Raw genomic sequence first — 23,831 nt, 5'->3', positions numbered from 1 at the left:
GGCCCGCGTACGGGACCCTCCCCGGGACCCTCCCCCCCCCGCCGTCCCGGTCAGGCTCCGCCCATGGCCTTCTTCAGCTCGGCCGCCGCGTTGCGGTACACCGCCAGCAAGTCCAGGTCCTCGCCCGGGTAGTTCACGATCCCGACCTGCTTCGCGCCCGAGTCCGGCAGGACCGTGCCCGTCGACATGTGCGCGTTGTCGAGGACGAGGGCGGGCTTCTTCGCCGAGAGGGTGGCCAGTTGGGCGGGGGTGACGGGCTCGGGGCCGTACGTCCCCACCGTCGTGGCCCCGGCCAGGCCCGCGGCCCAGGCGGTGAAGACCTGGCTGACGACCGCCGGGCTCTTCCCGTCCGGCCAGGCGGCCTTGAGCTCGCCGTTCAGCTTCGCGACCTCGCCGTCGAGGCGGGTCTTCCACTGGGAGGCCGTGTCCTTCGTGCCGAACAGGCCGCCCAGGCGGGCGACTTCGGCACCGGCCTTGGCCGGGTCGTTGTCGAGGTTCACCTCGACGAGCTTCGCCTTCGAGCCCGCCGCCTCCTTGATCTTCGCCGCGTACGGCTCGAACGGCGCGTACAGCACGAAGTCGGCCTTCGCGACGGCCGCCAGGTCCGAGGGCTTCGGGTCGTAGTCCGGTGCGTGGTGCACCGACTGCGGCACGATCACGGTGACGTCCTCCGCCCCGGCGGCCTTGGCGAAGGCGCCCTCCCACGTGGTCGTCGCGACCACCACCGGCTTGCGGCCGGCCCCCTTGCCGCCGGAATCGGAGGAGGCGTCGCCCCCGCATCCGGTGACGAGGGGAAGCGCCGCGCTCAGTGCGACGAGAACGACGAGACGGGTGGTACGGGCGGTACGGGTGGTGCGGACGCGGGTGCGCGCCATGAGCGGTTTCTCCGTTCGGGGAGGAGGTGCGCGGCGAGGACGACCGCCCCCGCCGTGAGGACGAGGACCGGGCCCGGGGGCCAGTCCAGCCACAGGGCCAGCAGGAAGCCCGTCAGATTGACCACGACGCCGATGCCGACCGCCCACACGGTGATCGACCACAGCGAGCGGCCCAGGCGGCGCGCGGCCAGCGCGGGCAGCAGGGTCAGGGCGTCGACGAGGAGCGCGCCGGTCAGTTTGATCGCCCCGGCGACCGCCACCGCGACGAGGACGAGGAGCGCGGTGGTGAGGAAGCGGACCGGTACGCCGGAGCAGTGGGCGAGCTCCCGGTCGTACAGCAGCAGCGCCACCTCGCGGCGCCGCCACCAGAACAGGGACGGCACGACGACGGCGAGGACGCCCAGGACGACGAGGTCGGGGGTGCCGACCGAGAGGATCGACCCCCACAGCAGGGCGAACGCCCCGGAGGCGTTGACGCCGGAGACGGCGAGGAGGAGCAGCGCCGCGGCGATGGCCAGGCTCATCAGCAGGCCCATCGCTCCCGAGAGACCGCCCGGCGTCCGCGCCAGCGGAGCGACCCCGGCCCCCGACAGGGCACAGGCCACGAGGGCGCACAGCATCGGATCGAGCCCGGTCAGGAGGCCGACCGCGATGCCGAGGAGCGCCACGTGCATCATCGCGAACCGCACCGGCATGATGTCGAGTCCCACGATGACGACGCCGACGACCGGCAGGGCGACGGCCGCGAGGAGGAGGGCGAGCCCCGCCCGCTGGACGGGCACGAGCTGGAGTACGGCTCCGAGGTCGGCGGTCGCGAGCGCGTTCACCGCACCTCCCGCAGCCGGCCGGCGGCCATCTCCAGGACCCGGTCGCACCGCTCGGCGAGCGCCCGGTCGTGGGTGACGACGACGAGCGTGACGGGCAGCGCGGTCAGCACTCCGGCGGCCTCCTCCTGACCGTCGAAGTCGAGGGCGGCGGTCGGTTCGTCGGCCAGCAGCACCTGCGAACCGGCCGCCACACAGCCGAGGGCCCGCGCCAGGTACATGCGTTGCAGCTGGCCGCCGGACAGCGTGTCCACGGGCCGGCCGGTCAGCGCGCCGACGCCGAGCAGCTCCGCGGCTTCCGTCGCCTCGGCCGCCGCCCCGCTGCTCGCGAGGAGCTCGTCCCCGCGCAGCGGGAACCGGCCGGCGGCCGGCTTCTGCGGGATCCACGCACAGGACCGGCGCCGCCACGCCCACTCGGCGACCGAGCGCGCCTCGCGGCCGCCGACCTCGATCGTGCCGCTCGTCCGCAGGTGCAGTCCGAGGACAGCGCGCAGCAGCGTCGTCTTCCCGGATCCGTTCGTCCCGGTCAGCGCGACGCGCTCACCGGCGGCGATCTCCAGGTCGACACCCGCGACCGCCTCGGTGCGACCGTGCCGGCAGGCGACTCCGCGCATGCGTATGTCCAGTCCGCCCATCCTCTGCCCTTCGCCGCCGCGGCACGCGCGGGGTGCGGTGCGGTGAGGAAGTCGGGCGCGAGGGGCGCCGGGTTCCCGCCGGCGGCGGGAAAGGCGGGAAAGGCGGGAGACGCGGGAGACGCGGGAGAGGCGGGAAAGGCGGGAGAGGCGTCAGCCGACGTGGACGCGCGGGCGGCGGTCCCGGTCCGGCTCCGCCTCCCGGAGGACCTCGCGGGTGACGGGGGCGACCTCGCCCTGGCCGAGGAGGAAGAAGCGGAGGAAGTTGGCGAACGGGTTGCCCTCGGTCCACTCGAAGTAGATGTGCGGGCGGGTGCCGGTGGTGTCGCGGGCGTGGAGGAGGAGGGCGGCGAGGCCGTTGGGGATGGAGGAGGACTCGATGGTGAGGACGCGGTAGCGCCCGTGCAGGACCTCGCCCCGTACGGTCAGACCGGCCTCGAACTCGGACGGGTCGGTGACCGTGACCTCGACGAAGACGAAGTCCTCGGAGGTCGGGATGTCGTTGTCGGCGCGGATCTGCTCGATCTTCTCGCGGTACTCGGCGATGTCCCTGCGGTCGGGCTCGTTGGCGATGAAGCGCGGTGTGCGGCGTGAGATGTCCTGGATGAAGCGCTCGGCCAGCTCGTCCAGCTCGACGTGCGTGACGCGCAGCTCGAAGGCGCGGCCGAGGCGGGAGAGGAGGGAGATGAGGATGATGCCGGCGATGAAGCAGGCACCGATCTTCACGCCGTCGGGGCGCTCGATGACGTTCACGACGGTCGTGTAGAGGAACACGACGGAGATGACGCCGAAGCCGATGGTCCAGCCGCGTTGGCCGGCCTTGCGCGAGGCGATGGTCACGGCGATGGCGGCCGAGCAGATCAGGACGAGGACACCGGTGGCGTACGCGCCGCCCTGGGCGTCGACGTCCGCGTCGAAGATCCACGTCACCAGGAACGCGACCAGGGTGAAGACGATGACCATGGGGCGCACGGCGCGCGCCCAGTGCGGGGCCATGCCGTACTTGGGCAGGTAGCGCGGCATCAGGTTGAGCAGGCCGGCCATGGCCGAGGCGCCGGCGAACCAGAGGATGGCGATGGTCGAGACGTCGTAGATGGTGCCGAAGGTGTTGCCGAGGTACTCGTGGGCGAGGTAGGCGAGGGCGCGGCCGTTGGCGTCGCCGCCGGACTCGAACTCCTCGTGGGGGATGAGGACGGTGGTGATGAAGCTCGTACAGATCAGGAAGACGCTCATGATCAGCGCGGCCGTCGTCAGGAGCTTCTTGGTGTCCCGGATGCGGCCGGCGGGTTGGGCCTCGGTGTCACCCGGGTCGCCCTGGACGTGCGGCATCACCGCGACACCGGTCTCGAAGCCGGACAGGCCGAGCGCGAGCTTGGGGAAGACGAGCAGGGCGACGCCGATCATCGCGAAGACGTTGCCGTGCTCGGCGGTCAGCGCGGCGCTCCAGTCCGTCACCACGTGCCCCTCGGTGATCACCTTCCACAGGCCGGTGACGACGACCACGGCGTTGAGCGCGAGATAGATCCCGACGAGTGCGACGGCGACGCCGATCGCCTCAAGGAAGCCCTTGAGGAAGACCGCGCCGAGCAGGGCGATCAGGACGAGGGTGATGATCAGCTGCTTGCTGTGCAGCGCCTCTTCGAGGTGCGGGTTCTCCACCAGGTGGGTGGAGGCGTCCGCGGCGGAGAGCGTGATGGTGATGAGGAAGTCGGTCGCGGCGAAGCCCAGCAGGGTGAGGACGAACAGCTTCCCCTTCCAGAAGGACAGCAGCCGCGACAGCATCGCGATCGAGCCCTCGCCGCGCGGGCTCTCCTCGGCGACCCGGCGGTAGACGGGCAGTGCGCCGGCCAGGGTGACGATCACCAGCACGATGGTGGCGACGGGGGAGAGGAGACCGGCCGCGAGGGCGGCGATGCCTGGCTGATATCCGAGGGTCGAGAAGTAGTCGACACCGGTCAGACACATCACCCGCCACCAGCGCTGCCCTGCGTGCCCGCTGTCCGGCGCCGCCTCCACGGGTCGGGAGGGCTTGCCCTTCCCCATGTCGGAGAGGCCCTCCAGCATCCACGCGCGCAATCGTCCGGTGCGCGTGTCGTTCGTGGTGGACATGGGGGTGCTCCTGGGGTGCTGCTCGATGAGGGGGGACTTTCGGCCATCGCACGGACGGCCGAGCCAGCGTAAGCAGGGCGTGTACGGCGGGGCCGGGCGGGCGCGTCAGGAAAGCGTCAAGATGCCCTCGCGCGGCTCTGCTCCTGGCAGCCGACGCAAGCCGTCGTACGTGTTCCGTACTGCGTATGCGAGGCGTATGCGTCGCGCCCCGTTCCGTCAGGGCCGCGTCAGGGAGGACCCGGGAACGGTGATCACCGGGCATAGCGTCGAAGAGCACCCCGGCGCGACCGTGCCGGGGGTCGCGTTTCGTTCCTCGGGAGGAACCGATGGCAGACGCCCGCTTCGGAGACGACGCCGAACCCTTCAAACGGCCCCCGGCCGCCGGACGCCTCTGCGTGCCGGTCCGGCCGAGCGCCGGCGGATGGGCGACCCGGCTCTTCCGGACGCCGGTCGGCGGCGGCAGGACCGCCGTCGCGTTCACGGATCCGGCGCGGCTGAGGGCGGTCCTCGGGGCCGCTCAGCCGTGGATCCCGCTCGCCGAGCCGGCGCTGCGCGCGCTCGTGGAGCCGCTGGGGGTAAGCGAGCTGAGGATCGACCCGGCCTTCACGGCCCCGGCACCGGCCGTCGCGGCACGGGCTGCCGCGCCGAAGCCCGCCTCCCCGCCGCCCGCCCCGTTGACGCCCGCCCTCACCGCCGTGGCCGAGCCGCGGCCGCTGACCGCGCTCGCGAGCTGAAGGGATCCGCAGAGATGACCACCCTGCCCCTGCCCCTGCCCCTGCCCCTGCCCGTGCCCCTGCCCCAGCCCGTGGCCCTGCCCCACCCCGTGCCCGCCCCCTCCGCGTCGGCACCGGTCGACGCGCTCTCCGTCTGGCCCGCCACCACCACCGAACAGGCCCACGGACAGCTCCTCGTCGGAGGCGTACCGCTCACCGAGATCGCCGAGGGCCACGGCACACCCGTGTACGTCCTCGACGAGGCGGAGGTCCGCGAACGCTGCCGCACCTACCGCACGGCCTTCCCCGACGCCGGGATCCACTACGCGGCCAAGGCCTTCCTGTGCCGCGCCCTCGCCCACTGGGTCGAGGAGGAGGGACTAGGCCTCGACGTGTGCTCCGCCGGGGAGTTGGAGCTCGCGGTCACCACCGGCTTCCCGCCCGAGCGGATCCTGCTCCACGGCAACGTCAAGTCGCCGCAGGACCTGGAGACCGCGCTCCGCCTCGGCGTGGGCCGGATCGTCATCGACACCCCCGCGGAGATCGCCCGCATCGCCGCGGCGGTCGGCACGGACGGCCGGCAGAAGGTCATGGTGCGGGTGACGCCGGGCATCAGCGCGGGCGGCCACCGGAAGATCCGCACGGGCTCGGACGACCAGAAGTTCGGCCTCTCCCTCCGGGACGGCCACGCCCAGCACGCCATCGCCCGCATCCTCGACCAGCCGCACCTCGAACTCACCGGCATCCACTGTCACTTGGGCTCGCAGATCACGGACGTCAAGCCGTATCTGGTGGCCGTGCGCCGGCTCGTCGGGCTCATGGCCAGGGTCCGCGACAGCCACGGGGTGACGCTGCCGGAGCTCGACCTCGGCGGCGGCCACGGCATCGCCTACCGCCCCGGCGAACCCGCCCTCGACGTCACCACCCTCGCCCGCAAGGTGCGCGCCGAACTCGCCGAGAGCTGCGCGGCGGCCGGGCTCCCCGTCCCGCGCCTGATCATCGAACCGGGGCGGGCCGTCGTCGGCCCCGCCGGGGTCGCGGTCTACCGGGTCCTCGCGGTGAAGCGCACACCCGGCCGGACCTTCGTGGCCGTGGACGGCGGGATGAGCGACAACCCGCGCCCCGCGCTGTACGGAGCGCGGTACGCGCCCCGCCTCGTCGGCCGTCACTCGGGCGCCGGGCCGGAGCGCGTGACGGTCGTCGGCCGCCACTGCGAGGCCGGTGACGTCCTGGCCGAGGACGTCCCGCTGCCCGCCGACACCCGCCCAGGCGACCTCCTGGCGCTGCCGGCGGCCGGCGCGTACCACCTGTCGATGGCGTCCTCGTACAACCTCGTGGGCCGCCCGCCGGTGGTCGCCGTCCTCGACGGCCACGCCCGCCTCCTGGTCCGCCGGGAGACGCCGGCCGACCTCCGGACCCGCGACGTCGGCCTCTAGACGTCGGCCTCTGGACGTCGGCCTCTAGGCGTCGGCCGCAGCCCGACCACCGGGATCCGTCAAAGACCCCTCCGCCCGGCGCCACCCACGCCACGCCGGGCGGAGGCCGGATCCCGTGCTCGGCGAGGACCCGAGAAGTTCTGAACCTTCCCCGCACCCGCACCCGCACCCGCACCGGCACCCGCACCCGCACCCGCGCCGGCCGCGTAGGGGACGCGTCAAGAGCGCGCCGAGGGACGTATGGGGGGCGTTAACGGGAGCCGCCGCCTGGCTGAAAGGCGCTTTGCTCATCTCGTCCGAGAATCCGTTCTTCATTCAGGAGCTCACGATGGCCGACATGGCCTTCGTCGTCACCACGATCGCGATCTTCGCGCTGGTGGCCTTCATCGCCAAGGGGGTGGCCAAGCTGTGAGTGCCGAAAACATCATCGGCCTGCTGGTGGCCGCCGGCCTCCTCGGCTACCTCGTCCTCGCCCTCGTCAAGCCCGAGAGGTTCTGAGGTACGACCATGAGTCCCGTTCTTGCTGGGGTTCTCCAGCTCCTCGCCCTGATCGTCGCGCTGGGCCTGTCGTACCGCCCGCTGGGCGACCACATGGCCCGGGTCTACTCCTCGGAGAAGCACCTGCGGGTCGAGAAGTGGATCTACAAGGGCATCGGCGCCAACCCCGGCGTCGAGATGCGCTGGCCCGCCTATCTGCGCGGCGTCCTCGCCTTCTCCGCCGTGAGCGTCCTCTTCCTCTACCTGCTCCAGCGGCTCCAGGGCTCGCTGCCCGGCTCGCTGGGCTTCGTGTCCATCGACCCGGACCAGGCGTTCAACACCGCCGCCTCGTTCGTGGCGAACACCAACTGGCAGTCGTACTACGGCGAGCAGGCCATGGGCCACGTCGTGCAGACCGGCGGCCTCGCGGTGCAGAACTTCGTCTCGGCGGCGGTGGGGATCGCCGTGGCGGTCGCCCTCGTCCGCGGCTTCGCCCGCTCCCGTACCGGCGAACTCGGCAACTTCTGGGCCGACTTGGTCCGTGGTGTCGTCCGGATCCTGCTCCCGATCTCCGTGATCGGCGCGCTCGTGCTCGTCGCCTGCGGCGCGATCCAGAACTTCGCGGGCATCCACGAGGTCGGTCAGTTCATGGGCGGCGCGCAGCAGTGGAACGGCGGCGCCGTGGCCTCGCAGGAGGTCATCAAGGAGCTGGGCACGAACGGCGGCGGTTACTTCAACGCCAACTCGGCCCACCCCTTCGAGAATCCCAATCCGCTGTCGAACCTCTTCGAGATCTACCTGATCCTGGTCATCCCCTTCGCGTTGACCCGGACGTTCGGCCGGATGGTCGGCTCGATCAAGCAGGGGTACGCGATCCTCGGCACGATGGCCACCATCTGGGTCGTCTTCACCGGCCTGATGATGTGGACCGAGTTCGCCCACAACGGTCCGGCCTTCGACCTCGCCGGCGGTGCGATGGAGGGCAAGGAGACCCGCTTCGGGATCGGTGGCTCGTCGCTCTTCGCGGTGGCGACCACGCTCACCTCGACCGGTGCGGTCAACTCCTTCCACTCCTCGTACACGGGCTTCGGCGGCGGCATCACGATGCTGGGCATGCAACTCGGCGAGATCGCGCCCGGCGGTGTCGGCTCCGGCCTCTACGGCATGCTGATCATGGCGGTCATCGCGGTGTTCATCGCCGGTCTGATGGTCGGCCGCACCCCCGAGTACCTGGGCAAGAAGATCGGCACCCGCGAGATCAAGTTCGCGGCCTGCTACATCCTCGTCACCCCGGCCCTCGTGCTCTGCTTCACCGCCGTCGCGATGGCCCTGGACACCCCGTCCAACTCGATGACGAACTCCGGCGCGCACGGCTTCTCCGAGATCCTGTACGCCTACACCTCGGGTGCCAACAACAACGGCTCCGCCTTCGCGGGTCTCAACGCCGACACGCAGTGGTTCAACTCGACCATCGGCATCGCGATGCTGCTCGGCCGGTTCCTGCCGATGGTGTTCGTGCTCGCGCTGGCCGGCTCGCTCGCCGAGCAGACCCCCGTACCCGAGACCGCGGGCACGCTCCGGACGGAGAAGCCGCTGTTCACCGGCCTCCTGGTCGGCACGATCATGATCATCACCGGTCTCACCTACTTCCCGGCCCTCGCGCTGGGACCGCTCGCCGAAGGGCTCGCAGCATGAGCACCGTCACTCCTACCCGGGCACCGCACTCGGACGTACCCACGGGACACCAGGCCCAGGCCCCCGGGCGGATCGGCGGGGGACTGTTCGACCCGAAGCAGCTGATCAAGTCCTTCCCGGACGCGATCAAGAAGCTCGACCCGCGGGTGATGATCAAGTCGCCCGTGATGTTCGTGGTGCTGGTCGGCTCGGTGGTCACCACCGTCCTCGCGGTGAAGAACCCGGGGGACTGGTTCGGCTGGGCGATCACCGTCTGGCTGTGGTTGACCACCGTCTTCGCCAACCTGGCGGAGGCCGTCGCCGAGGGCCGGGGCAAGGCCCAGGCCGACACCCTGCGCAAGGCCAAGACCGACACGGTCGCCCGCCGCCTCATCGGCAGGAACGAGGAGCGGGTCCCCGGCACCGAGCTGCGCATCGGTGACCTGGTGGTGTGCGAGGCCGGCGACATCATCCCCGGCGACGGTGACGTCGTCGAGGGCGTCGCCAGCGTCGACGAGTCCGCCATCACGGGCGAGTCGGCCCCGGTGATCCGGGAGTCCGGCGGCGACCGCTGCGCCGTCACCGGCGGTACGAAGGTGCTGTCGGACCGCGTCGTCATCAAGATCACGACGAAGCCGGGCGAGACGTTCATCGACCGGATGATCAACCTGGTCGAGGGCGCCGCCCGGCAGAAGACCCCCAACGAGATCGCCCTCAACATCCTGCTGGCGTCCCTCACGATCGTCTTCCTGCTCGCCGTCGTCACGCTGAAGCCGTTCGCGATCTACGCGGGCGCCGACAAGCAGACCTCCCTGATCGTCCTGACGGCCCTGCTGGTGTGTCTGATCCCGACGACGATCGGCGCGCTGCTCTCCGCGATCGGCATCGCGGGCATGGACCGGCTCGTGCAGCGCAACGTCCTCGCCATGTCGGGCCGCGCGGTCGAGGCCGCGGGCGACGTGTCGACGCTGCTGCTCGACAAGACCGGCACCATCACCCTCGGCAACCGCCAGGCCTCCGAGTTCGTCCCCGTCAAGGGCACCACGGAGGCCGAACTGGCCGACGCCGCCCAGCTCTCCTCCCTCGCGGACGAGACACCCGAGGGCCGCTCCATCGTGGTCCTCGCCAAGGAGAAGTACGGCCTCCGTGAGCGCCATCAGGGCGAGCTCGCCCACGCCACCTGGATCGAGTTCACCGCCCAGACCCGCATGTCGGGAGTCGACGTCGACGGCAGGCAGACCCGCAAGGGCGCGACCGGCTCGGTCGTCGCCTGGGTCCGCGAACAGGGCGGCACGGTCGCCGACGACGCCGAGACCCTGACCGACCGGATCTCGCAGGCCGGCGGTACGCCGCTGCTCGTCGCGGTCAAGGACGACAAGGGCGCCCGCGTCCTGGGCGTCATCCACCTCAAGGACGTCGTCAAGGAGGGCATGCGGGAGCGGTTCGACGAGCTGCGCCGCATGGGCATCAAGACGGTCATGATCACGGGTGACAACCCGCTGACCGCGAAGGCCATCGCCGAGGAGGCGGGCGTCGACGACTTCCTCGCCGAGGCCACCCCCGAGGACAAGATGGCCCTCATCAAGCGGGAGCAGGCCGGCGGCAAGCTCGTCGCGATGACCGGGGACGGGACGAACGACGCGCCCGCGCTCGCGCAGGCCGACGTCGGTGTCGCGATGAACACGGGTACGTCGGCCGCGAAGGAGGCCGGCAACATGGTCGACCTCGACTCCAACCCGACCAAGCTCATCGAGATCGTCGAGATCGGCAAGCAACTCCTCATCACCCGGGGTGCCTTGACGACCTTCTCGATCGCCAACGACGTCGCGAAGTACTTCGCGATCATCCCCGCGATGTTCGCCGTCGCCTACCCGAGCCTGGACAAGCTCAACATCATGGGCCTGGCCTCGCCCGAGTCCGCGATCCTCTCGGCGGTCATCTTCAACGCGCTGATCATCATCGCCCTCGTGCCGCTCGCCCTCAAGGGCGTCCGCTACCGGCCGTCCAGCGCCGACTCGATGCTCCGGCGCAACCTCGGGATCTACGGACTCGGCGGCCTGGTCGCCCCGTTCATCGGCATCAAGCTCATCGACCTCCTTCTCTCGACGATCCCCGGAATCGGTTGATCCACGATGAACAACTCAGCAGCGAACACCGGCCGCGTGCTCTGGGCGGGCCTGCGCGCCCTCCTCGTCCTCACCGTGATCTGCGGCGTCCTCTACCCGCTCGCCGTCACCGGGATCGCCCAGGTCGCGTTCCCCGGCAAGGCCAACGGCTCCGAGATCAAGGACGGCGGCGGCAAGGTCGTCGGCTCCGCGCTCATCGGCCAGACCTACAACCTCCCCCTCAAGGACGGCGAGGAGACGGCGTCCCCGGACCTGAAGTGGTTCCAGCCGCGCCCCTCCAACGGCCTGGGCACCAACTCCGTCAACGGCCAGTACACGCTGATCCTCTCCGGCGCGACCAACCGTTCCGGTGACAACGAGGACCTGATCCAGTGGGTCAAGGACGCCAAGGCGGCCGTGATCAAGGACAACTCGGTGAACGGCTACACGGTCGAGCCGTCCGACGTCCCGGCGGACGCGGTCACCTCCTCCGGCTCCGGCCTGGACCCGCACATCTCCCCGGAGTACGCGAAGCTCCAGGTCCACCGGATCGCCGAGAAGAACAAGCTGACCGTCGCCCAGGTCGACCAGCTCGTCGCCGACCACACCGACGGCCGCGTCCTCGGCTTCATCGGTGAGCCGCGCGTCAACGTCCTCCAGCTCAACATCGCGCTCAAGGAACTGACCAAGGGCTGATGGCCTTATCGCATCGGAGAGGGAGTCGGCGGGCCCCGGAACCATCGGAGCCCGCCGACTCCCGCCGCACACGGGGCAACGGCTCACGGGGCAACGGCTCATGGGACGACGGCTCATGGGACGACAAGAGGAAGGCAGGCGGCACGCCGATGACCCGGGTGCTGGTCGTGGAGGACGACGCTCAGCTCGCACGAGCCTTGGTGATCAACCTCCAGGCTCGGAAGTACGTGGTGGACGCGGCGCCCGACGGTGCCACCGCCCTCCGGCTCGTGGCCGCCGAACAGCCGGACATGATCCTGCTCGACCTCGGGCTGCCCGACATGGACGGCCTCGACGTCCTCGAGGACCTGCGCGGCCGGAGCCGGGCCCCGGTCCTGGTCCTGTCCGCGCGCAGCGGCTCCGAGGACAAGATCCGCGCCCTCGACGCGGGCGCGGACGACTACATGACCAAGCCCTTCAGCATGGACGAGCTGCTCGCCCGGCTGCGGGCCGCCACCCGGCGTACGGCCGAGGCGCCGGCGGAGTCACCGGCCACGGGAGGCGGCCGGGTCGTCACCGACGAGTTCACCGTCGACCTGGTGGCGAAGAAGGTGAAGCGTGTGGACCGGGACGTACGGCTCACCCCGACCGAATGGCATCTGCTGGAAATCCTGATCTGCAACCCGGGGCGGCTCATCAGCCAGCGCCGGCTGCTCCAGGAGGTATGGGGCCCGAGCTACAGCACGAAGACGAACTACCTCCGGGTCTACATGGCCCAGCTGCGGCGCAAGCTGGAAGCGGACCCCGCGCATCCCCGCCATCTGATCACCGAACCCGGTATGGGTTACCGGTTCGAAGCCTGAGGACGAACGAACCATGGGACGCGGCAAGCTCCGGATCTACCTCGGCTCGGCGCCGGGCGTCGGCAAGACGTACGCGATGCTCTCCGAGGGCCACCGTCGGATCGAGCGCGGCACGGACTGCGTCGTCGCCTTCGTGGAGCACCACGGCCGTCCCCGTACGGAAGTGATGCTGCACGGCCTCGAACAGGTCCCGCGCCGCACCGTCGAGTACCGGGGCACCAGCTTCACCGAGATGGACGTCGACGCGGTCCTGGCCAGGAAGCCGGCCGTCGCCCTCGTCGACGAGCTCCCGCACACCAACGTCCCCGGCTGCCGCCACACCAAGCGCTGGCAGGACGTCGAGGAGCTGCTCGCCGCCGGGATCGACGTCGTCACGACGGCCAACATCCAGCATCTGGAGTCGCTGGGCGACGTCGTCGAGTCGATCACCGGCGTACGGCAGAAGGAGACCGTCCCCGACGAGGTCGTCCGCCGCGCCGACCAGATCGAACTGGTCGACATGTCGCCCCAGGCCCTGCGCCGCCGCATGGCCCACGGCAACATCTACAAGCCGGACAAGGTCGACGCGGCCCTCTCCAACTACTTCCGCCCCGGCAACCTCACCGCCCTCCGCGAACTGGCGCTGCTCTGGACGGCGGACCGGGTCGACGAGTACCTCCAGGAGTACCGGACCGAGCACCGCGTCTCGAAGATCTGGGGCTCCCGCGAGCGGATCGTCGTCGGCCTCACCGGCGGCCCCGAGGGCCGCACGCTCATACGGCGCGCGGTCCGGCTGGCCGAGAAGGGCGCGGGCGGCGAGGTCCTCGCCGTCTACATCGCCCGCAGCGACGGCCTCACCTCGGCCTCGCCGAAGGAACTCGCCGTCCAGCGGACCCTCGTGGAGGATCTCGGCGGCACGTTCCACCACGTCATCGGCGACGACATCCCCGCCGGGCTGCTCGCCTTCGCCCGGGGCGTCAACGCGACCCAGATCGTGCTCGGCGTCAGCCGCCGCCGCTCCTGGCACTACGTGTTCGGCCCCGGCGTCAGCGCCACGGTCGCCCGGGAGTCGGGCCCCGACCTCGACGTCCACATCGTCACCCACGACGAGGCGGCGAAGGGCCGCGGCCTGCCCGTCGCGCGCGGCGCGCGCCTCGGCCGTTCCCGGACCGTCTGGGGCTGGCTGGCCGGCCTCGGCGGCCCCGCCCTGCTCACGCTCCTGCTCGGCACCGCCACCCCCGACCTGGGCCTGGCCAACGACGTGCTGCTCTTCCTCGCGCTCATCGTCGTCGCCGCGCTGCTCGGCGGGCTCCGCCCGGCGCTCGCCTCGGCGGCCGCCGGCTCCCTGCTGCTCAACTGGTTCTTCACCCCGCCGGTCCACGAGCTGACGATCGCCGACCCCCGCAACATCGTCGCCCTGGTGATCTTCGTCGGGGTCGCGGTCTCGGTCGCCTCCGTCGTGGACCTGGCCGCCCGCAGGACCCACCAGGCCGCCCGGCTCCGCGCCGAGGCCGAGACCCTGTCCTTCCTCGCCGGCAGTGTGCTGCGCGGCGAGACCAGCCTCGACGCCCTCCTCGAACGGGTCCGGGAGACCTTCGCCATGGAGTCGGTGGCGCTCCTGGAGCGCGCCGAGGAGGCCGGGCCCTGGACCTGCGTCGCCGTCGTCGGCCCCCGGTCCGTCGGCCGGCCGGAGGACGCCGACGTGGACATGCCGGTCGGCGACCATCTGGCCCTGGCGCTGACCGGCCGGGTCCTGCCCGCCGAGGACCGGCGCGTCCTCGGTGCCTTCGCGGCCCAGGCCGCCGTCGTCCTCGACCGGCAGCGGCTCGTCGGAGAGGCGGAGGAGGCCAGGAAGCAGGCCGAGGGCAACAAGATCCGTACGTCCCTGCTCGCCGCCGTCAGTCATGACCTGCGGACCCCGCTCGCCGGCATCAAGGCCTCCGTCACCTCCCTGCGGGCGGACGACGTCGACTGGTCCGAGGAGGACCGCGCCGAACTCCTGGAGGGCATCGAGGCGGGCGCCGACCGCCTCGACCACCTCGTCGGCAACCTCCTCGACGTCTCCCGCCTGGAGACCGGGACCGTCACCGCGGTCATCCGGGAGACCGACCTCGACGAGGTCGTCCCGATGGCGCTGGCGGGCGTGCCGGAGGACGGCGTCGAGCTGGACATCCCCGAGACGCTGCCGATGGTCGCCGTCGACCGCGGCCTCCTGGAGCGGGCCGTCGCCAACATCGTCGAGAACGCCGTCAAGTACAGCCCCGACGGCGTACCCGTCCTCGTGGCGGCGAGCACGATCGCCGACCGCGTCGAACTCCGCGTCGTCGACCGGGGCCCCGGCGTCCCCGACGAGGCCAAGGACCGCATCTTCGGCGCCTTCCAGCGATACGGCGACGCCCCACGCGGGGCGGGCGTGGGGCTGGGGCTCGCCGTGGCGAGGGGCTTCGTCGAGGCCATGGGCGGGACCCTCTCCGCCGAGGACACCCCGGGCGGTGGTCTGACCATGGTGCTCGCACTGTGCCCCGCCGTCGGCCCGCGTCCCTCTCCGCAGGGGCTCCCGGCGGAGAGGACGAGCTGAGGCGGGGACACTCCGTGTCATGACGGGGCTCAGACGGCGCGGCGGTACCGGGCGGCGACCGAGGAGATCCACACCATCGCCGTGATCACGCCGATGGCGAGGGTGAGCGTGCCGGCCTTGCCGCCGCTCATCGCCCAGCCGTTGCCGAGCAGCAGCGCCGTACCGGCGATCCGGGAGCCGACGGCGTGCTTCCGCATCCCGGCGCGGCCGAAGTGGCGGCCGAGGACGTAGCAGGCGGCGATCAGCGCGGTGAAGGTGACCGAACCGGCGGCGAAGTGGGCGATGCTCTGCCAGGACAGGGCGGCGGGCATCCCGTCCGGCGTACCGACCGGGAAACCGTCGGCCGGGTCCATCACGAACACCCCCGCCGCGATCATGCCGACACCGCTGATCCGGAAGAGCCGCGGTGCCCACGTGCCGCCGGGGGTGCCCCGCAGGGCCCGGCGCAGTCCGCCGGCCCCGATGACCGTCAGGACGCCGGCGAGGACGAAGTTGGTGATCTGGATCCAGCCGAGGGATCCGTTGCTGAGGGCGCTCAGCGGGTGGCGGGTGATGTCGTAGCCGTCGCGGGTGGCGGCCTGGGTCAGGGCCACGACCGCCCACAGGGGCTGCGCCACGACCGCGACGGTGAGCAGCGAGCGGCTGGTGGCGGTGGAGGTGGCGGGGGAGACGGTCGTGGTGGCGCCGGGGGCGGTCTGCACGGTGGCCATGGCGGGGACTCTTTTCCGGTGGGCGGGGCGAGCTGCTTCTCGATGACACGTCGATCGGGCCATGTGACAGGGAACGGCGCCATTCCCTGTCACACGGCCTTGTTCGACGCTTAGGCAGAACCACCCGGAACGATGAGAGGAACAGAGATCCCCATGCGCTACCTGATGACGACCAAGCCGTCCGACTCCGCCCCCGACGAGAAGCTGTTCGCCGAGATGGGCCGGTTCATCGAGGAGCTCACGGCGGCCGGCGTGCTCCTGGCCACCGGCGGCCTGGAGCCGGGCGGCGTCCGCGTGACCTCCGCCGGGGACGAGATCACCGTGACGGACGGGCCCTTCGCCGAGGCCAAGGAGGCCGTGGCCGGCTTCGCGCTGATCGAGGTCCGCTCCAAGGAGGAGGCGATCGAGCTGGCCCGCCGCTTCCGCCGGATCGTCGGCGACGGCGAGAGCGTGGTCCAGGAGGTCTTCGGCTCCTGAGGCCTCGGTCGCCGGTGATACCCCGACGCCCCTGACGCCCTGACGCCCTGACGTCCCTGACACCCCTGACACCCGACGTCCCTGACACCCCGACGCCCCGCCCCCAGGGGGCGTACCCCCGATCACAGCACCCCCGCGGCTTGCGACCGAGCCGTGGCGGGTGCTGTGATCGTTCCTGTGCTGCCCGACGTACACCGCACGGTCGATGCGGCCTGGAAACTCGAGTCGGCGAAGATCGTCGCCGCGCTCACCCGTATGGTCCGCGACGTCGGCCTCGCCGAGGAGATGGCCCAGGACGCCCTCGTCGCCGCCCTCGAACAGTGGCCGGTCTCGGGCGTGCCCGACAACCCCGGCGCCTGGCTGACGACCACCGCCAAGCGGCGCGCCCTCGACCACCTCCGCCGCAACCAGCGCCTGGAACGCAAACAGGAGCAACTCGCCCACGAGCTGGGACAGCGGCAGGAACGCCAACAGGGCCCCGACGCACGGCAGGACGACGAGCCGGACGACGTCCTCCGGCTCGTCTTCCTCTCCTGCCACCCCGTGCTGCCGACCGAGGCCCGTGCCGCCCTGACGCTCCGGCTGCTCGGCGGCCTGACGGCCGAGGAGATCGCGCGCGCCTTCCTCGTCACCGAGACGGTGATCACCCAGCGCGTCGCCGGAGCCAAGCGGACCCTCGCCGAGCAGCGCGTCCCCTTCGAGCTGCCGGACGGCGACCACCTCGCCGAGCGGCTCTCCTCGGTCCTCGAAGTCATCTACCTGATCTTCAACGAGGGGTACTCGGCGACCTCCGGCGACGACCTGATGCGGCCCGGACTCTGCCTGGAGGCCCTGCGCCTCGGCAGGCTCCTCGCCGAACTGGCGCCACGGGAGCCCGAGGTGCACGGGCTCGTCGCGCTGATGGAGATCCAGGCGTCCCGCGCCGCCGCGCGCACCGGCCCCTCCGGCGAGCCCGTCCCGCTGCACGAGCAGAACCGGGGCCGCTGGGACCAGCTGCTCATCCGCCGCGGCTTCACCGCGATGCTGCGGGCGAAGGGCTGCCTCGCCGACGGGGAGAGCGGCGCCCCCGGCCCGTACATGCTCCAGGCGGCGATCGCCGTGTGCCACGCGCAGGCCAGGAGCGCGCAGGACACCGACTGGGCGCAGATCGCCTCCCTGTACGAGGCGTTGGCGCGGGTCCTGCCGACCCCGGTCGTCCGGCTGAACCGCGCCGTGGCGGTCGGGAAGGCGCACGGGCCGGGAGCGGGGCTCGCACTGACCGACGCCCTCCTCACCGATCCGGTGCTGCGCGACTACCACCTCCTCCCCAGCGTCCGGGGAGACCTGCTGGCCCGGCTCGGCCGCCACGAAGAGGCGCGCGTCGAGTTCCGGCGGGCGGCGTCCCTCGCACGGAACGCCGCAGAACGCGCCTTCCTGGAGCGGCGCGCGGACGAGCTCGGCGCCGCCGCTCCCGAGGGGCCCGTCCTCGGGCAGGCCGCCGAGGACTTCCTCGGCCGGGACGACCTCGACGCCGCGACGAGCCGCTCCTACGGGCAGACCCTGCGCCGACTCCGCCGCACCCTCGGCGACCAGCAGCCGCTGGCGTCCCTGACGGCGGACCAGGTGACGCGGGTGTTCACGACGGCCTGGGGCGGGGTGGCGGCCGCGACCTGGAACCGGCACCGGTCGGCCGTCCGGTCCTTCGGCGCCTGGGCGTCCCTCGACGACCTCACCGCGGGGCTCGACCGCCGCACCGGGACCCGCCCGGCCGCCCGGCCCCTGGACCCGGCCCAGCTCGACGCGGTCTGGAGCCTGCCGGACCTGCCGCTGCGCGAGGAGACGCTGTGGCGGCTGCTGTACGAGTCGGCGGCCGGGGCGACGGCCGTCCTGGCGCTGGACGTCGAGGACCTGGACCTCGACGACCGCCGCGCCCGCCCGCGCTCACGGGCCGGCCGGGTGAGCTGGCGCTCCGGAACGGCCCGGCTCCTGCCCCGGCTGCTCGCCGGCCGGACGCGCGGCCCGGTCTTCCTCTCCGACCGGCGCCCCGGCCCGGCCCGTACGCCCGGGGCGTCGGACCTGTGCCCTGACACGGGCCGCCGCCGGCTCTCGTACGAGCGGGCCGAGTACCTCTTCAAGCAGGCCACCCGACCCCTGGACCCGGCCGGCGACGGCTACACCCTGCGCCGGCTCAAGCCGGCGCCCCGGGACCGCTGACCCGGATCCTCAGTGCCGGTGCGGCCCCGACCGGACCTCGCCCGCGCGGTCACGTCGTCGACGCGTACCGCCGTCACGCTCCGGCGGAGAGCGCGATCTCCGTCGACTTGATCAGCGCGACGACGGAGGACCCGGCCGCGAGACCCAGGTCGGCGACGGCGTCCTTGGTGATCGCGGCGGTCAGCTCGCCGCCCTCGACGGACACCTTGACGGAGGCCATGGCGCCCCCGGTGGCGACGCCGGAGACGGTGCCGGGGATCTGGTTGCGGATGGACAGCCCCTCGACGGGACCGGTGGCGAGCGAGACCTCCGTGGACTTCACGAGGACCTCGACCGCGGAGCCCTCGTCGAGCCCGAGGTCCCTGACGGCCTCCAGCGTGATCGCCGCGGTCACGCCCTGACCGCCGGCCAGGCGGACCTTGACGGTCGCCATGACCTCACCGGGGGTGACGGCCACGACGGTTCCGGCGATCCGGTTGCGGATGGACAGGCTCATGAAGAACGCCTCACAAAGAAGTCGGTGCAGGTACGAGCGGGCGGAAGGCCCTTCGTCGGGCGGAAGGCCCCTCGTACTCCTCACGCTAGGCGCGCGGCCCGGACTCCGCTCGGACCGCCTCGCACCTGTGGCAAGGACACGTCGATCCGCCTGGAACATCGTTCGACAGATCCGTACCGGCTCCCCCGTCACCACCTCCGCGGACCGGCCCGGGACACGGCGGCACGGGCGGCGACCCGAATGCGCCACGCGGCCGACCGACGTGTCACCCGATCGTGTGGACCCCCACGGAGGGCGGCGCACGATGACGCGGACGATCAGGGCGTGTACCGCCGCCCGTACGGGGGAGGGCCCGGCCCGCGTCCCCGCAGGCGGCGGGGCGGCGCCGCCCCGCCGTGTCCCTACACTCCCCGCACATGTCGCTCTGGCTGCTCAATCACTTCAGCACCTTCACCCTGGCCGTGGTCACGGTCGGCGGGACCGTCCTCCTCGCCGTCGCCGGCAGCGTGCTGCTCCGCCGCAGGTATCCGTCGCTCGCCCAGGGCGAGCACAACGACATGGTCGGGGTGACCCTGGGGATGTTCGGCGCGATCTACGGGATCATCCTCGCCTTCGTCATCGTCACCCTCTGGACGCAGTTGGAGAGCACGCAGACGATCGTCGCGTCCGAGGCCACCGACATGGCCCTCATCGCCCGTGACGCCGCCGCCTTCCCGCCTCCGGTCCGCGCGCGCCTCGACGGCGCCCTCAGCGCCTACGTCCACGCGATCGTGGAGGACCAGTGGCCCCTGATGCGCGAGGGGACGCCCGACTACGGGACCACCGCGGGCGAGTTCCAGGCCATCTACGACGTGCTCCAGACCTACGAACCCAAGACCGCCCGCGAGGAGGTCTTCTACGAGGAGGCCGTCAACCAGCTCAACGGCGTCGCCTCCCAGCGCCGGGCCCGGCTGACGATGGCCGAACAGCAACTGCCCCCGCTGCTCCAGGTCCTGGCCTTCGGCGGCGCGCTCGTCCTGATCCCGCTCACCTTCCTCTACGGCATGCGCAAGCTGCGCATCCAGATCCTCTTCGTCGCCTCCGTCGCCGCCCTCATCGGCTTCAGCCTGCTCCTCGTCTTCGTCCTCGACCGCCCCTTCGCCGGCGAACTCAGCGTGAGCCCGGCGCCGTACCGGGAGGGAGCGCTCGCGCCGTACTGGACGCCGTGACGCGGTAATTCGGTTGACCCGGCCACGGGCCGGGGCTGCACTGTGCCGGGCACCACACGCCGTGGGGCCGGCATCCCGAGGAGGCAGCGGCAGCCATGGACATCCGTCCCGTGACCGACCAGGAACTCGACGTCTTCGTCGACACGCTCCACACGGCGTTCGGACGCTTCCCGGAGACCCCGGCCGAGGACGGCGGCGGGGTCTGGTGGGCGGCGCTCGAACCGGACCGCAACCTGCTCGCCGTGACGCCCGACGGGCTGCCCGTCGGCACCGCCGGGGCGTACTCCTTCGAACTCACCCTGCCCGGTGGGGCCGTGACCCCCGTCGCCGGGGTGAGCGCCGTCGGCGTCGTTCCCTCACACCGACGCCGGGGCGTGCTCAGCGCCATGATGCGGCATCAGCTCACCGACGTGAGGGCCCGCGGGGAGTACCTCTCCGTCCTGCTGGCCTCCGAGGCGCTGATCTACGGCAGGTTCGGCTACGGACCCGCGACCTATACGCGGCGGCTGACGGTCTCGCACCATCAGGCGGCCTTCTCCGTCCCCCGGGCGCGCGGAGCGGCCGACGCGCCGGCGACCGGCTCGGACGGCGGCTCGGTCGAGGTGCTGCGGCGGGCCGAGTGCGACGGGATCCTGGAAGAGGTCTACGACCGGTACCGGCGCGCACAGCCCGGCGCGCTGTCCCGGCCGCACCGCTGGTGGGCCCGGCGCGCGGGGCAGCCCCCGATCTCACCGGCACCGCGCTACGTGGCCGTCCACCGCGACGCCGACGGCGTGCCGGACGGGTACGCCAGCTACACGATCGGCGAGCCCGACACCCTGACGGTCGACGAGACCATCGCCGCCGACGACGCCGTCTTCACGGCCCTGGCCCGGTTCCTGCTCGCACACGACCTGGTCTCCCAGGTCGTGTTCAAACACCTCCCGACCGAGCACCCGCTGCGCTGGCAGCTCGCCGACTTCCGCGCGGGACAGGTGGCCAACGACACCGACTGGCTCTGGGTCCGTCTCCTCGACGTCCCGCGGGCGCTGACCGCGCGCGGCTGGTTCCTGGACGGCGAGCTGGTCCTCGACGTCGACGACCCGTTCCTCGGCGAGCACGGCCGCTACCTGCTGACCGTCCGGGACGGCAAGGCCGAGTGCGTCCCGACGGACCGGGAGCCGGACCTGTCCCTGGACGTGCGCGACCTCGGCTCGGTCTACCTGGGCGGCACCGCCCCGAGCGCCCTCGTGCGGGCCGGCCACATCAGGGCCCACCGCCCGGGCGCTGCGGCCCTCGCCGACGCCCTCTTCCGCGCCGAGCGCTCCCCGCACTGCCTGAACTGGTTCTGACGGACCACGCCCACATCCACCGCTGCGCCTCCCCGCCGGCCCGAAAGTCCAAGTCCCGAGGTCGAGCGTCCATGTGCACAGCCCGCCGGGCGCGCTTCTGTGGTCTCCGTCCGCCGCCATGGAGCGGCGGACGGAGACCACCCAAGGAGTAACCCGTGTCAACTCCTCGAAGAAGCCTGATCGGTACGGTCGTCGCCGTGACCCTCGCGGTGGCAGGCGGCGCCGCCGCGGCGACGACACCGGCATCGGCGACCGTGAGCGCCCCCGCCCCCACGTACAGCGTCACCGTCGGCGCGAAGGGATCGTGGACCCAGCCCGACGACACCCCGGCCGCCACCTACATCGACAAGGACGGCACCTTCTACTTCCAGCAGGCCCACGCGCTCTACGGAGCGACGGAGCAGCGCAGGTGGACCTTCTACACCGGGACGAACTTCGACACCGCCGTCCGGTCGAGCGCCCTCAGCGACGCCGTGAACCCGGCGAACGCCAACGACAAGAACAACGACACGACCTGGCGGTGCAACAACAGTCCGACCGGTCGCGAGTCCACCTTCCCGCCGGCCGGATCGGGCTACTCCCAGAAGAACTTCTGCGACCTCGCCGGGGTGTGGGTCGACCCGGACACCGGTGACTGGTACGGCCTGATCCACAACGAGTTCACACCGCAGCCCTTCGGCGACGGCGTGCACTTCGACGGGATCGACTACGCGGTCTCCACCGACCAGGGCCGGACCTGGGCCATCAAGGACCACGTCATCACCTCCCCGTACAGCACCCGGCGGGGCGACACGGCGGCCTTCCCGCAGCAGACCTACCACTACGGCGACGGTGACCAGCGCCTGTTCGTCGACACCGCGTCCGGGTACTTCTACGCCTTCTACGGCTCGCGGATCGTGGAGAAGAACGGCGGCTGGAAGGCCTTCCACGCGCACGTGGCCCGCGCCCCCATCTCCGGCAAGATGGCGCCCGGTTCCTGGCAGAAGTGGTACGACGGGGCCTGGAGCGAGCCCGGTGTCGGCGGCCGCGAGAGCAACATGACACCGGTGTCGGGAGCCGACACGACCGGCTACACCCCCGTCGGGGGCGAGTACGACCCGGCGAACACCGGCACCGTGAGCCAGCAGGTCGCGGCGGGCAAGATGCCGGCCACGTCACCGCTGTTCGTCATGGACATCACCTACAACGCGTACCTGGGCCTGTACATCGGCGAGCCGCAGGCCGTCGACCAGAGCGGCAACGCGCCCCAGGAGATCTACGCCACCACCGACCTCACCACCCAGAAGTGGTTCCGGCTCGGCGACACGGGCAGCTACAAGAACGCGTCGTGGTACCGCTGGTTCCTCGACGGGGTGAACAAGACCGGCTCGGGCATCGTCGGCAGGAACTTCCGCTCCTACTGCTCCTTCGGCTGCTCGGGCGGATCGTCGAGCGAGTACGTGAACCTCGCGATCGACTCCTCCGCACCGGCCGCGCCCGTCGACCCGGGCAAGGCGTACCGCATCGCGAGCGCGGGCGGTCGTGTCCTCGCGCAGGTCTCCGGCGGTTCGGCCACCACGTCCGTGGCGTCGGCGACCGGCGCCGCCCTCGAATCGTGGATCTTCCAGGCCAACGGCGACGGTTCGTACCGCATCGCCAACTCCGCCACCGGACAGCTCCTCGGCGTCGACTCCGCCACCACGGGCAACCGCGCCTGGGGGACGAAGCCGACGGTCACCGCGGCTCCCGCGGGCGGGCCCGGCGTCGGTCAGCAGTGGTTCGTCATCCCCGGCGCCTCCGCCGCCGACGGCTCGCCGAACGGGACGTACCGACTGGTCAACCGCTACAGCGGCCTCGTGATCGGCATGTCCGCCACCGCGAACCGCCTCGCGGAGACGACCCCCACCCGGACGTGGACCAACTCCACGGGCAACGCGGTCGGCGGGACGCGCACGGCGAGCGAGCAGACCCTGACGCTCACGGCGGTCGGCCAGGCCCCCGACGGGATATCCGACGGCAACCACACCCTCACCACGAGCGGAAAGGCCCTCGACAACCCCGGCCACAGCACCACCGCCGGCACGCAGCTCGTCACCTGGGCCCCGAACGGCGGCGCCAACCAGAGCTGGCGGTTCACCCGCCGCACCGACGGCTCGTACGAGCTCGCCAACGCCGAGTCGGGGCTCTGCGCCGACATCGACGGCGGGTCGACGGCGGCCGGCGCCAAGGTGATCCAGTGGACCTGCACCGGAGGCACCAACCAGCGCTGGACGGTGACGCGACTGGCGAACGGCGCGTACACCGTCGCGTCCGTGAAGAGCGGCCTGCTGCTCACCACGGCCTCCAGCACCAACGGTGCCGCGGTCACCCAACAGGCCGACACCGGCTCGTCCTTGCAGCAGTGGACGATCAACTGACGGTGGTACGAGCAGGGTTGGCAGGGATTTCAGTGCCTCCTCGGGGTGACTGATGTGGTCATGCGCCTGACAGTATGGGT

20 protein-coding genes are annotated in these 23,831 nt (G+C 71.8%); 14 read left to right on the top strand and 6 right to left on the bottom strand.

Going from position 1 to position 23,831, the window contains the following annotated elements:
* Positions 1-50 precede the first annotated feature (50 nt).
* From ACFC0G_RS36340 to ACFC0G_RS36325, 4 genes are all read right to left on the bottom strand, one after another.
* Positions 51-875, bottom strand: a complete 825-nt coding sequence (locus tag ACFC0G_RS36340; RefSeq protein ID WP_376412311.1) for a metal ABC transporter solute-binding protein, Zn/Mn family — start codon at positions 873-875, stop codon at positions 51-53.
* The gene (locus tag ACFC0G_RS36335) at positions 806-1,702 is read right to left on the bottom strand and encodes a metal ABC transporter permease (protein WP_376412308.1); all 897 of its coding nucleotides are present in this window, start codon (positions 1,700-1,702) and stop codon (positions 806-808) included. Before ACFC0G_RS36335 ends, ACFC0G_RS36340 begins: the two co-directional genes overlap by 70 nt.
* On the bottom strand, positions 1,699-2,334 hold the full coding sequence (locus ACFC0G_RS36330) for an ATP-binding cassette domain-containing protein (protein ID WP_376412305.1): 636 nt from the start codon (positions 2,332-2,334) through the stop codon (positions 1,699-1,701). Before ACFC0G_RS36330 ends, ACFC0G_RS36335 begins: the two co-directional genes overlap by 4 nt.
* Before the next feature lie 150 nt (positions 2,335-2,484).
* The gene (locus ACFC0G_RS36325; protein ID WP_376412303.1) at positions 2,485-4,440 is read right to left on the bottom strand and encodes an amino acid transporter; all 1,956 of its coding nucleotides are present in this window, start codon (positions 4,438-4,440) and stop codon (positions 2,485-2,487) included.
* A 326-nt stretch (positions 4,441-4,766) separates the two neighbouring features.
* Between ACFC0G_RS36325 and ACFC0G_RS36320 the strand changes: the two genes are divergently transcribed.
* The 9 genes from ACFC0G_RS36320 to ACFC0G_RS36280 all read left to right on the top strand — a co-directional run bounded on the left by ACFC0G_RS36320 (position 4,767) and on the right by ACFC0G_RS36280 (position 14,940).
* Positions 4,767-5,174 carry an SAV_915 family protein gene (locus tag ACFC0G_RS36320; protein WP_376412300.1) on the top strand — a complete coding sequence of 136 codons (408 nt, stop codon included), beginning with the start codon at positions 4,767-4,769 and terminating at the stop codon, positions 5,172-5,174.
* A gap of 14 nt (positions 5,175-5,188) precedes the next feature.
* Positions 5,189-6,589 (top strand): diaminopimelate decarboxylase, encoded by a 1,401-nt coding sequence (gene lysA / locus ACFC0G_RS36315; protein WP_376412297.1) that lies wholly within the window; start codon positions 5,189-5,191, stop codon positions 6,587-6,589.
* 283 nt (positions 6,590-6,872) lie between these two features.
* Positions 6,873-7,001: a hypothetical protein gene (locus ACFC0G_RS36310; RefSeq protein ID WP_376412294.1), complete on the top strand. Its 129-nt coding sequence runs from the start codon at positions 6,873-6,875 to the stop codon at positions 6,999-7,001.
* Positions 6,998-7,087 carry a K(+)-transporting ATPase subunit F gene (gene kdpF, locus ACFC0G_RS36305; RefSeq protein WP_056647661.1) on the top strand — a complete coding sequence of 30 codons (90 nt, stop codon included), beginning with the start codon at positions 6,998-7,000 and terminating at the stop codon, positions 7,085-7,087. The genes ACFC0G_RS36310 and kdpF overlap by 4 nt, the downstream gene beginning before the upstream one ends.
* A 9-nt stretch (positions 7,088-7,096) precedes the next feature.
* On the top strand, positions 7,097-8,761 hold the full coding sequence (kdpA, locus tag ACFC0G_RS36300; protein WP_376412290.1) for a potassium-transporting ATPase subunit KdpA: 1,665 nt from the start codon (positions 7,097-7,099) through the stop codon (positions 8,759-8,761).
* On the top strand, positions 8,758-10,866 hold the full coding sequence (gene kdpB / locus ACFC0G_RS36295; RefSeq protein WP_376412287.1) for a potassium-transporting ATPase subunit KdpB: 2,109 nt from the start codon (positions 8,758-8,760) through the stop codon (positions 10,864-10,866). The genes kdpA and kdpB overlap by 4 nt, the downstream gene beginning before the upstream one ends.
* A gap of 6 nt (positions 10,867-10,872) precedes the next feature.
* The gene (locus ACFC0G_RS36290; protein ID WP_376412284.1) at positions 10,873-11,541 is read left to right on the top strand and encodes a potassium-transporting ATPase subunit C; all 669 of its coding nucleotides are present in this window, start codon (positions 10,873-10,875) and stop codon (positions 11,539-11,541) included.
* A 149-nt stretch (positions 11,542-11,690) separates the two neighbouring features.
* A complete protein-coding gene (locus ACFC0G_RS36285; protein WP_376412282.1) occupies positions 11,691-12,383 on the top strand; it encodes a response regulator in 693 nt (230 codons plus the stop codon).
* A 13-nt stretch (positions 12,384-12,396) separates the two neighbouring features.
* Positions 12,397-14,940: a DUF4118 domain-containing protein gene (locus ACFC0G_RS36280; protein ID WP_376412279.1), complete on the top strand. Its 2,544-nt coding sequence runs from the start codon at positions 12,397-12,399 to the stop codon at positions 14,938-14,940.
* A 29-nt stretch (positions 14,941-14,969) separates the two neighbouring features.
* On the opposite strand, the gene ACFC0G_RS36275 is transcribed toward ACFC0G_RS36280, so the two are convergent.
* Positions 14,970-15,650 carry a DUF998 domain-containing protein gene (locus ACFC0G_RS36275; protein ID WP_376412276.1) on the bottom strand — a complete coding sequence of 227 codons (681 nt, stop codon included), beginning with the start codon at positions 15,648-15,650 and terminating at the stop codon, positions 14,970-14,972.
* A 153-nt stretch (positions 15,651-15,803) separates the two neighbouring features.
* Between ACFC0G_RS36275 and ACFC0G_RS36270 the strand changes: the two genes are divergently transcribed.
* Together ACFC0G_RS36270 and ACFC0G_RS36265 are read left to right on the top strand one after the other, a co-directional pair.
* Positions 15,804-16,127: a YciI family protein gene (locus tag ACFC0G_RS36270; protein ID WP_376412274.1), complete on the top strand. Its 324-nt coding sequence runs from the start codon at positions 15,804-15,806 to the stop codon at positions 16,125-16,127.
* Positions 16,128-16,304: 177 nt separating this feature from the next.
* Entirely contained in the window at positions 16,305-18,320 is a 2,016-nt protein-coding gene (locus ACFC0G_RS36265; RefSeq protein ID WP_376412271.1) for a sigma-70 family RNA polymerase sigma factor, read from the top strand.
* A 73-nt stretch (positions 18,321-18,393) separates the two neighbouring features.
* Here ACFC0G_RS36265 and ACFC0G_RS36260 read toward each other — a convergent pair whose 3' ends face one another.
* The gene (locus ACFC0G_RS36260) at positions 18,394-18,816 is read right to left on the bottom strand and encodes a molybdopterin-binding protein (RefSeq protein WP_376412268.1); all 423 of its coding nucleotides are present in this window, start codon (positions 18,814-18,816) and stop codon (positions 18,394-18,396) included.
* 416 nt (positions 18,817-19,232) lie between these two features.
* On the opposite strand from ACFC0G_RS36260, the gene ACFC0G_RS36255 reads away from it, so the two are divergent.
* From ACFC0G_RS36255 to ACFC0G_RS36245, 3 genes are all read left to right on the top strand, one after another.
* Positions 19,233-20,024 carry a DUF4239 domain-containing protein gene (locus tag ACFC0G_RS36255; protein WP_376412265.1) on the top strand — a complete coding sequence of 264 codons (792 nt, stop codon included), beginning with the start codon at positions 19,233-19,235 and terminating at the stop codon, positions 20,022-20,024.
* A 95-nt stretch (positions 20,025-20,119) separates the two neighbouring features.
* Complete coding sequence (locus tag ACFC0G_RS36250) at positions 20,120-21,355, top strand: GNAT family N-acetyltransferase (protein WP_376412262.1); 1,236 nt, start codon at positions 20,120-20,122, stop codon at positions 21,353-21,355.
* Between the two features lie 155 nt (positions 21,356-21,510).
* Positions 21,511-23,751: an RICIN domain-containing protein gene (locus ACFC0G_RS36245; RefSeq protein ID WP_376412259.1), complete on the top strand. Its 2,241-nt coding sequence runs from the start codon at positions 21,511-21,513 to the stop codon at positions 23,749-23,751.
* The last annotated feature ends 80 nt before the right edge of the window (positions 23,752-23,831 follow it).

The sequence above is a fragment of the Streptomyces sp. NPDC056169 genome, assembly GCF_042268445.1.
Lineage (GTDB): Bacteria > Actinomycetota > Actinomycetes > Streptomycetales > Streptomycetaceae > Streptomyces.
Note: the sequence above shows the minus strand (reverse complement) of the source record. Positions and strands in the feature narration are given on the sequence as shown.

What these genes read in the sequence shown, in the direction of transcription:
- ACFC0G_RS36340 (WP_376412311.1), bottom strand. Translation starts at nt 875, where the DNA reads ATGGCGCGCACCCGCGTCCGCACCACCCGTACCGCCCGTACCACCCGT.
- ACFC0G_RS36330 (WP_376412305.1), bottom strand. Translation starts at nt 2,334, where the DNA reads ATGGGCGGACTGGACATACGCATGCGCGGAGTCGCCTGCCGGCACGGT.
- ACFC0G_RS36325 (WP_376412303.1), bottom strand. Translation starts at nt 4,440, where the DNA reads ATGTCCACCACGAACGACACGCGCACCGGACGATTGCGCGCGTGGATG.
- ACFC0G_RS36320 (WP_376412300.1), top strand. Translation starts at nt 4,767, where the DNA reads ATGGCAGACGCCCGCTTCGGAGACGACGCCGAACCCTTCAAACGGCCC.
- lysA (WP_376412297.1), top strand. Translation starts at nt 5,189, where the DNA reads ATGACCACCCTGCCCCTGCCCCTGCCCCTGCCCCTGCCCGTGCCCCTG.
- kdpA (WP_376412290.1), top strand. Translation starts at nt 7,097, where the DNA reads ATGAGTCCCGTTCTTGCTGGGGTTCTCCAGCTCCTCGCCCTGATCGTC.
- kdpB (WP_376412287.1), top strand. Translation starts at nt 8,758, where the DNA reads ATGAGCACCGTCACTCCTACCCGGGCACCGCACTCGGACGTACCCACG.
- ACFC0G_RS36290 (WP_376412284.1), top strand. Translation starts at nt 10,873, where the DNA reads ATGAACAACTCAGCAGCGAACACCGGCCGCGTGCTCTGGGCGGGCCTG.
- ACFC0G_RS36285 (WP_376412282.1), top strand. Translation starts at nt 11,691, where the DNA reads ATGACCCGGGTGCTGGTCGTGGAGGACGACGCTCAGCTCGCACGAGCC.
- ACFC0G_RS36280 (WP_376412279.1), top strand. Translation starts at nt 12,397, where the DNA reads ATGGGACGCGGCAAGCTCCGGATCTACCTCGGCTCGGCGCCGGGCGTC.
- ACFC0G_RS36275 (WP_376412276.1), bottom strand. Translation starts at nt 15,650, where the DNA reads ATGGCCACCGTGCAGACCGCCCCCGGCGCCACCACGACCGTCTCCCCC.
- ACFC0G_RS36270 (WP_376412274.1), top strand. Translation starts at nt 15,804, where the DNA reads ATGCGCTACCTGATGACGACCAAGCCGTCCGACTCCGCCCCCGACGAG.
- ACFC0G_RS36260 (WP_376412268.1), bottom strand. Translation starts at nt 18,816, where the DNA reads ATGAGCCTGTCCATCCGCAACCGGATCGCCGGAACCGTCGTGGCCGTC.
- ACFC0G_RS36255 (WP_376412265.1), top strand. Translation starts at nt 19,233, where the DNA reads ATGTCGCTCTGGCTGCTCAATCACTTCAGCACCTTCACCCTGGCCGTG.
- ACFC0G_RS36250 (WP_376412262.1), top strand. Translation starts at nt 20,120, where the DNA reads ATGGACATCCGTCCCGTGACCGACCAGGAACTCGACGTCTTCGTCGAC.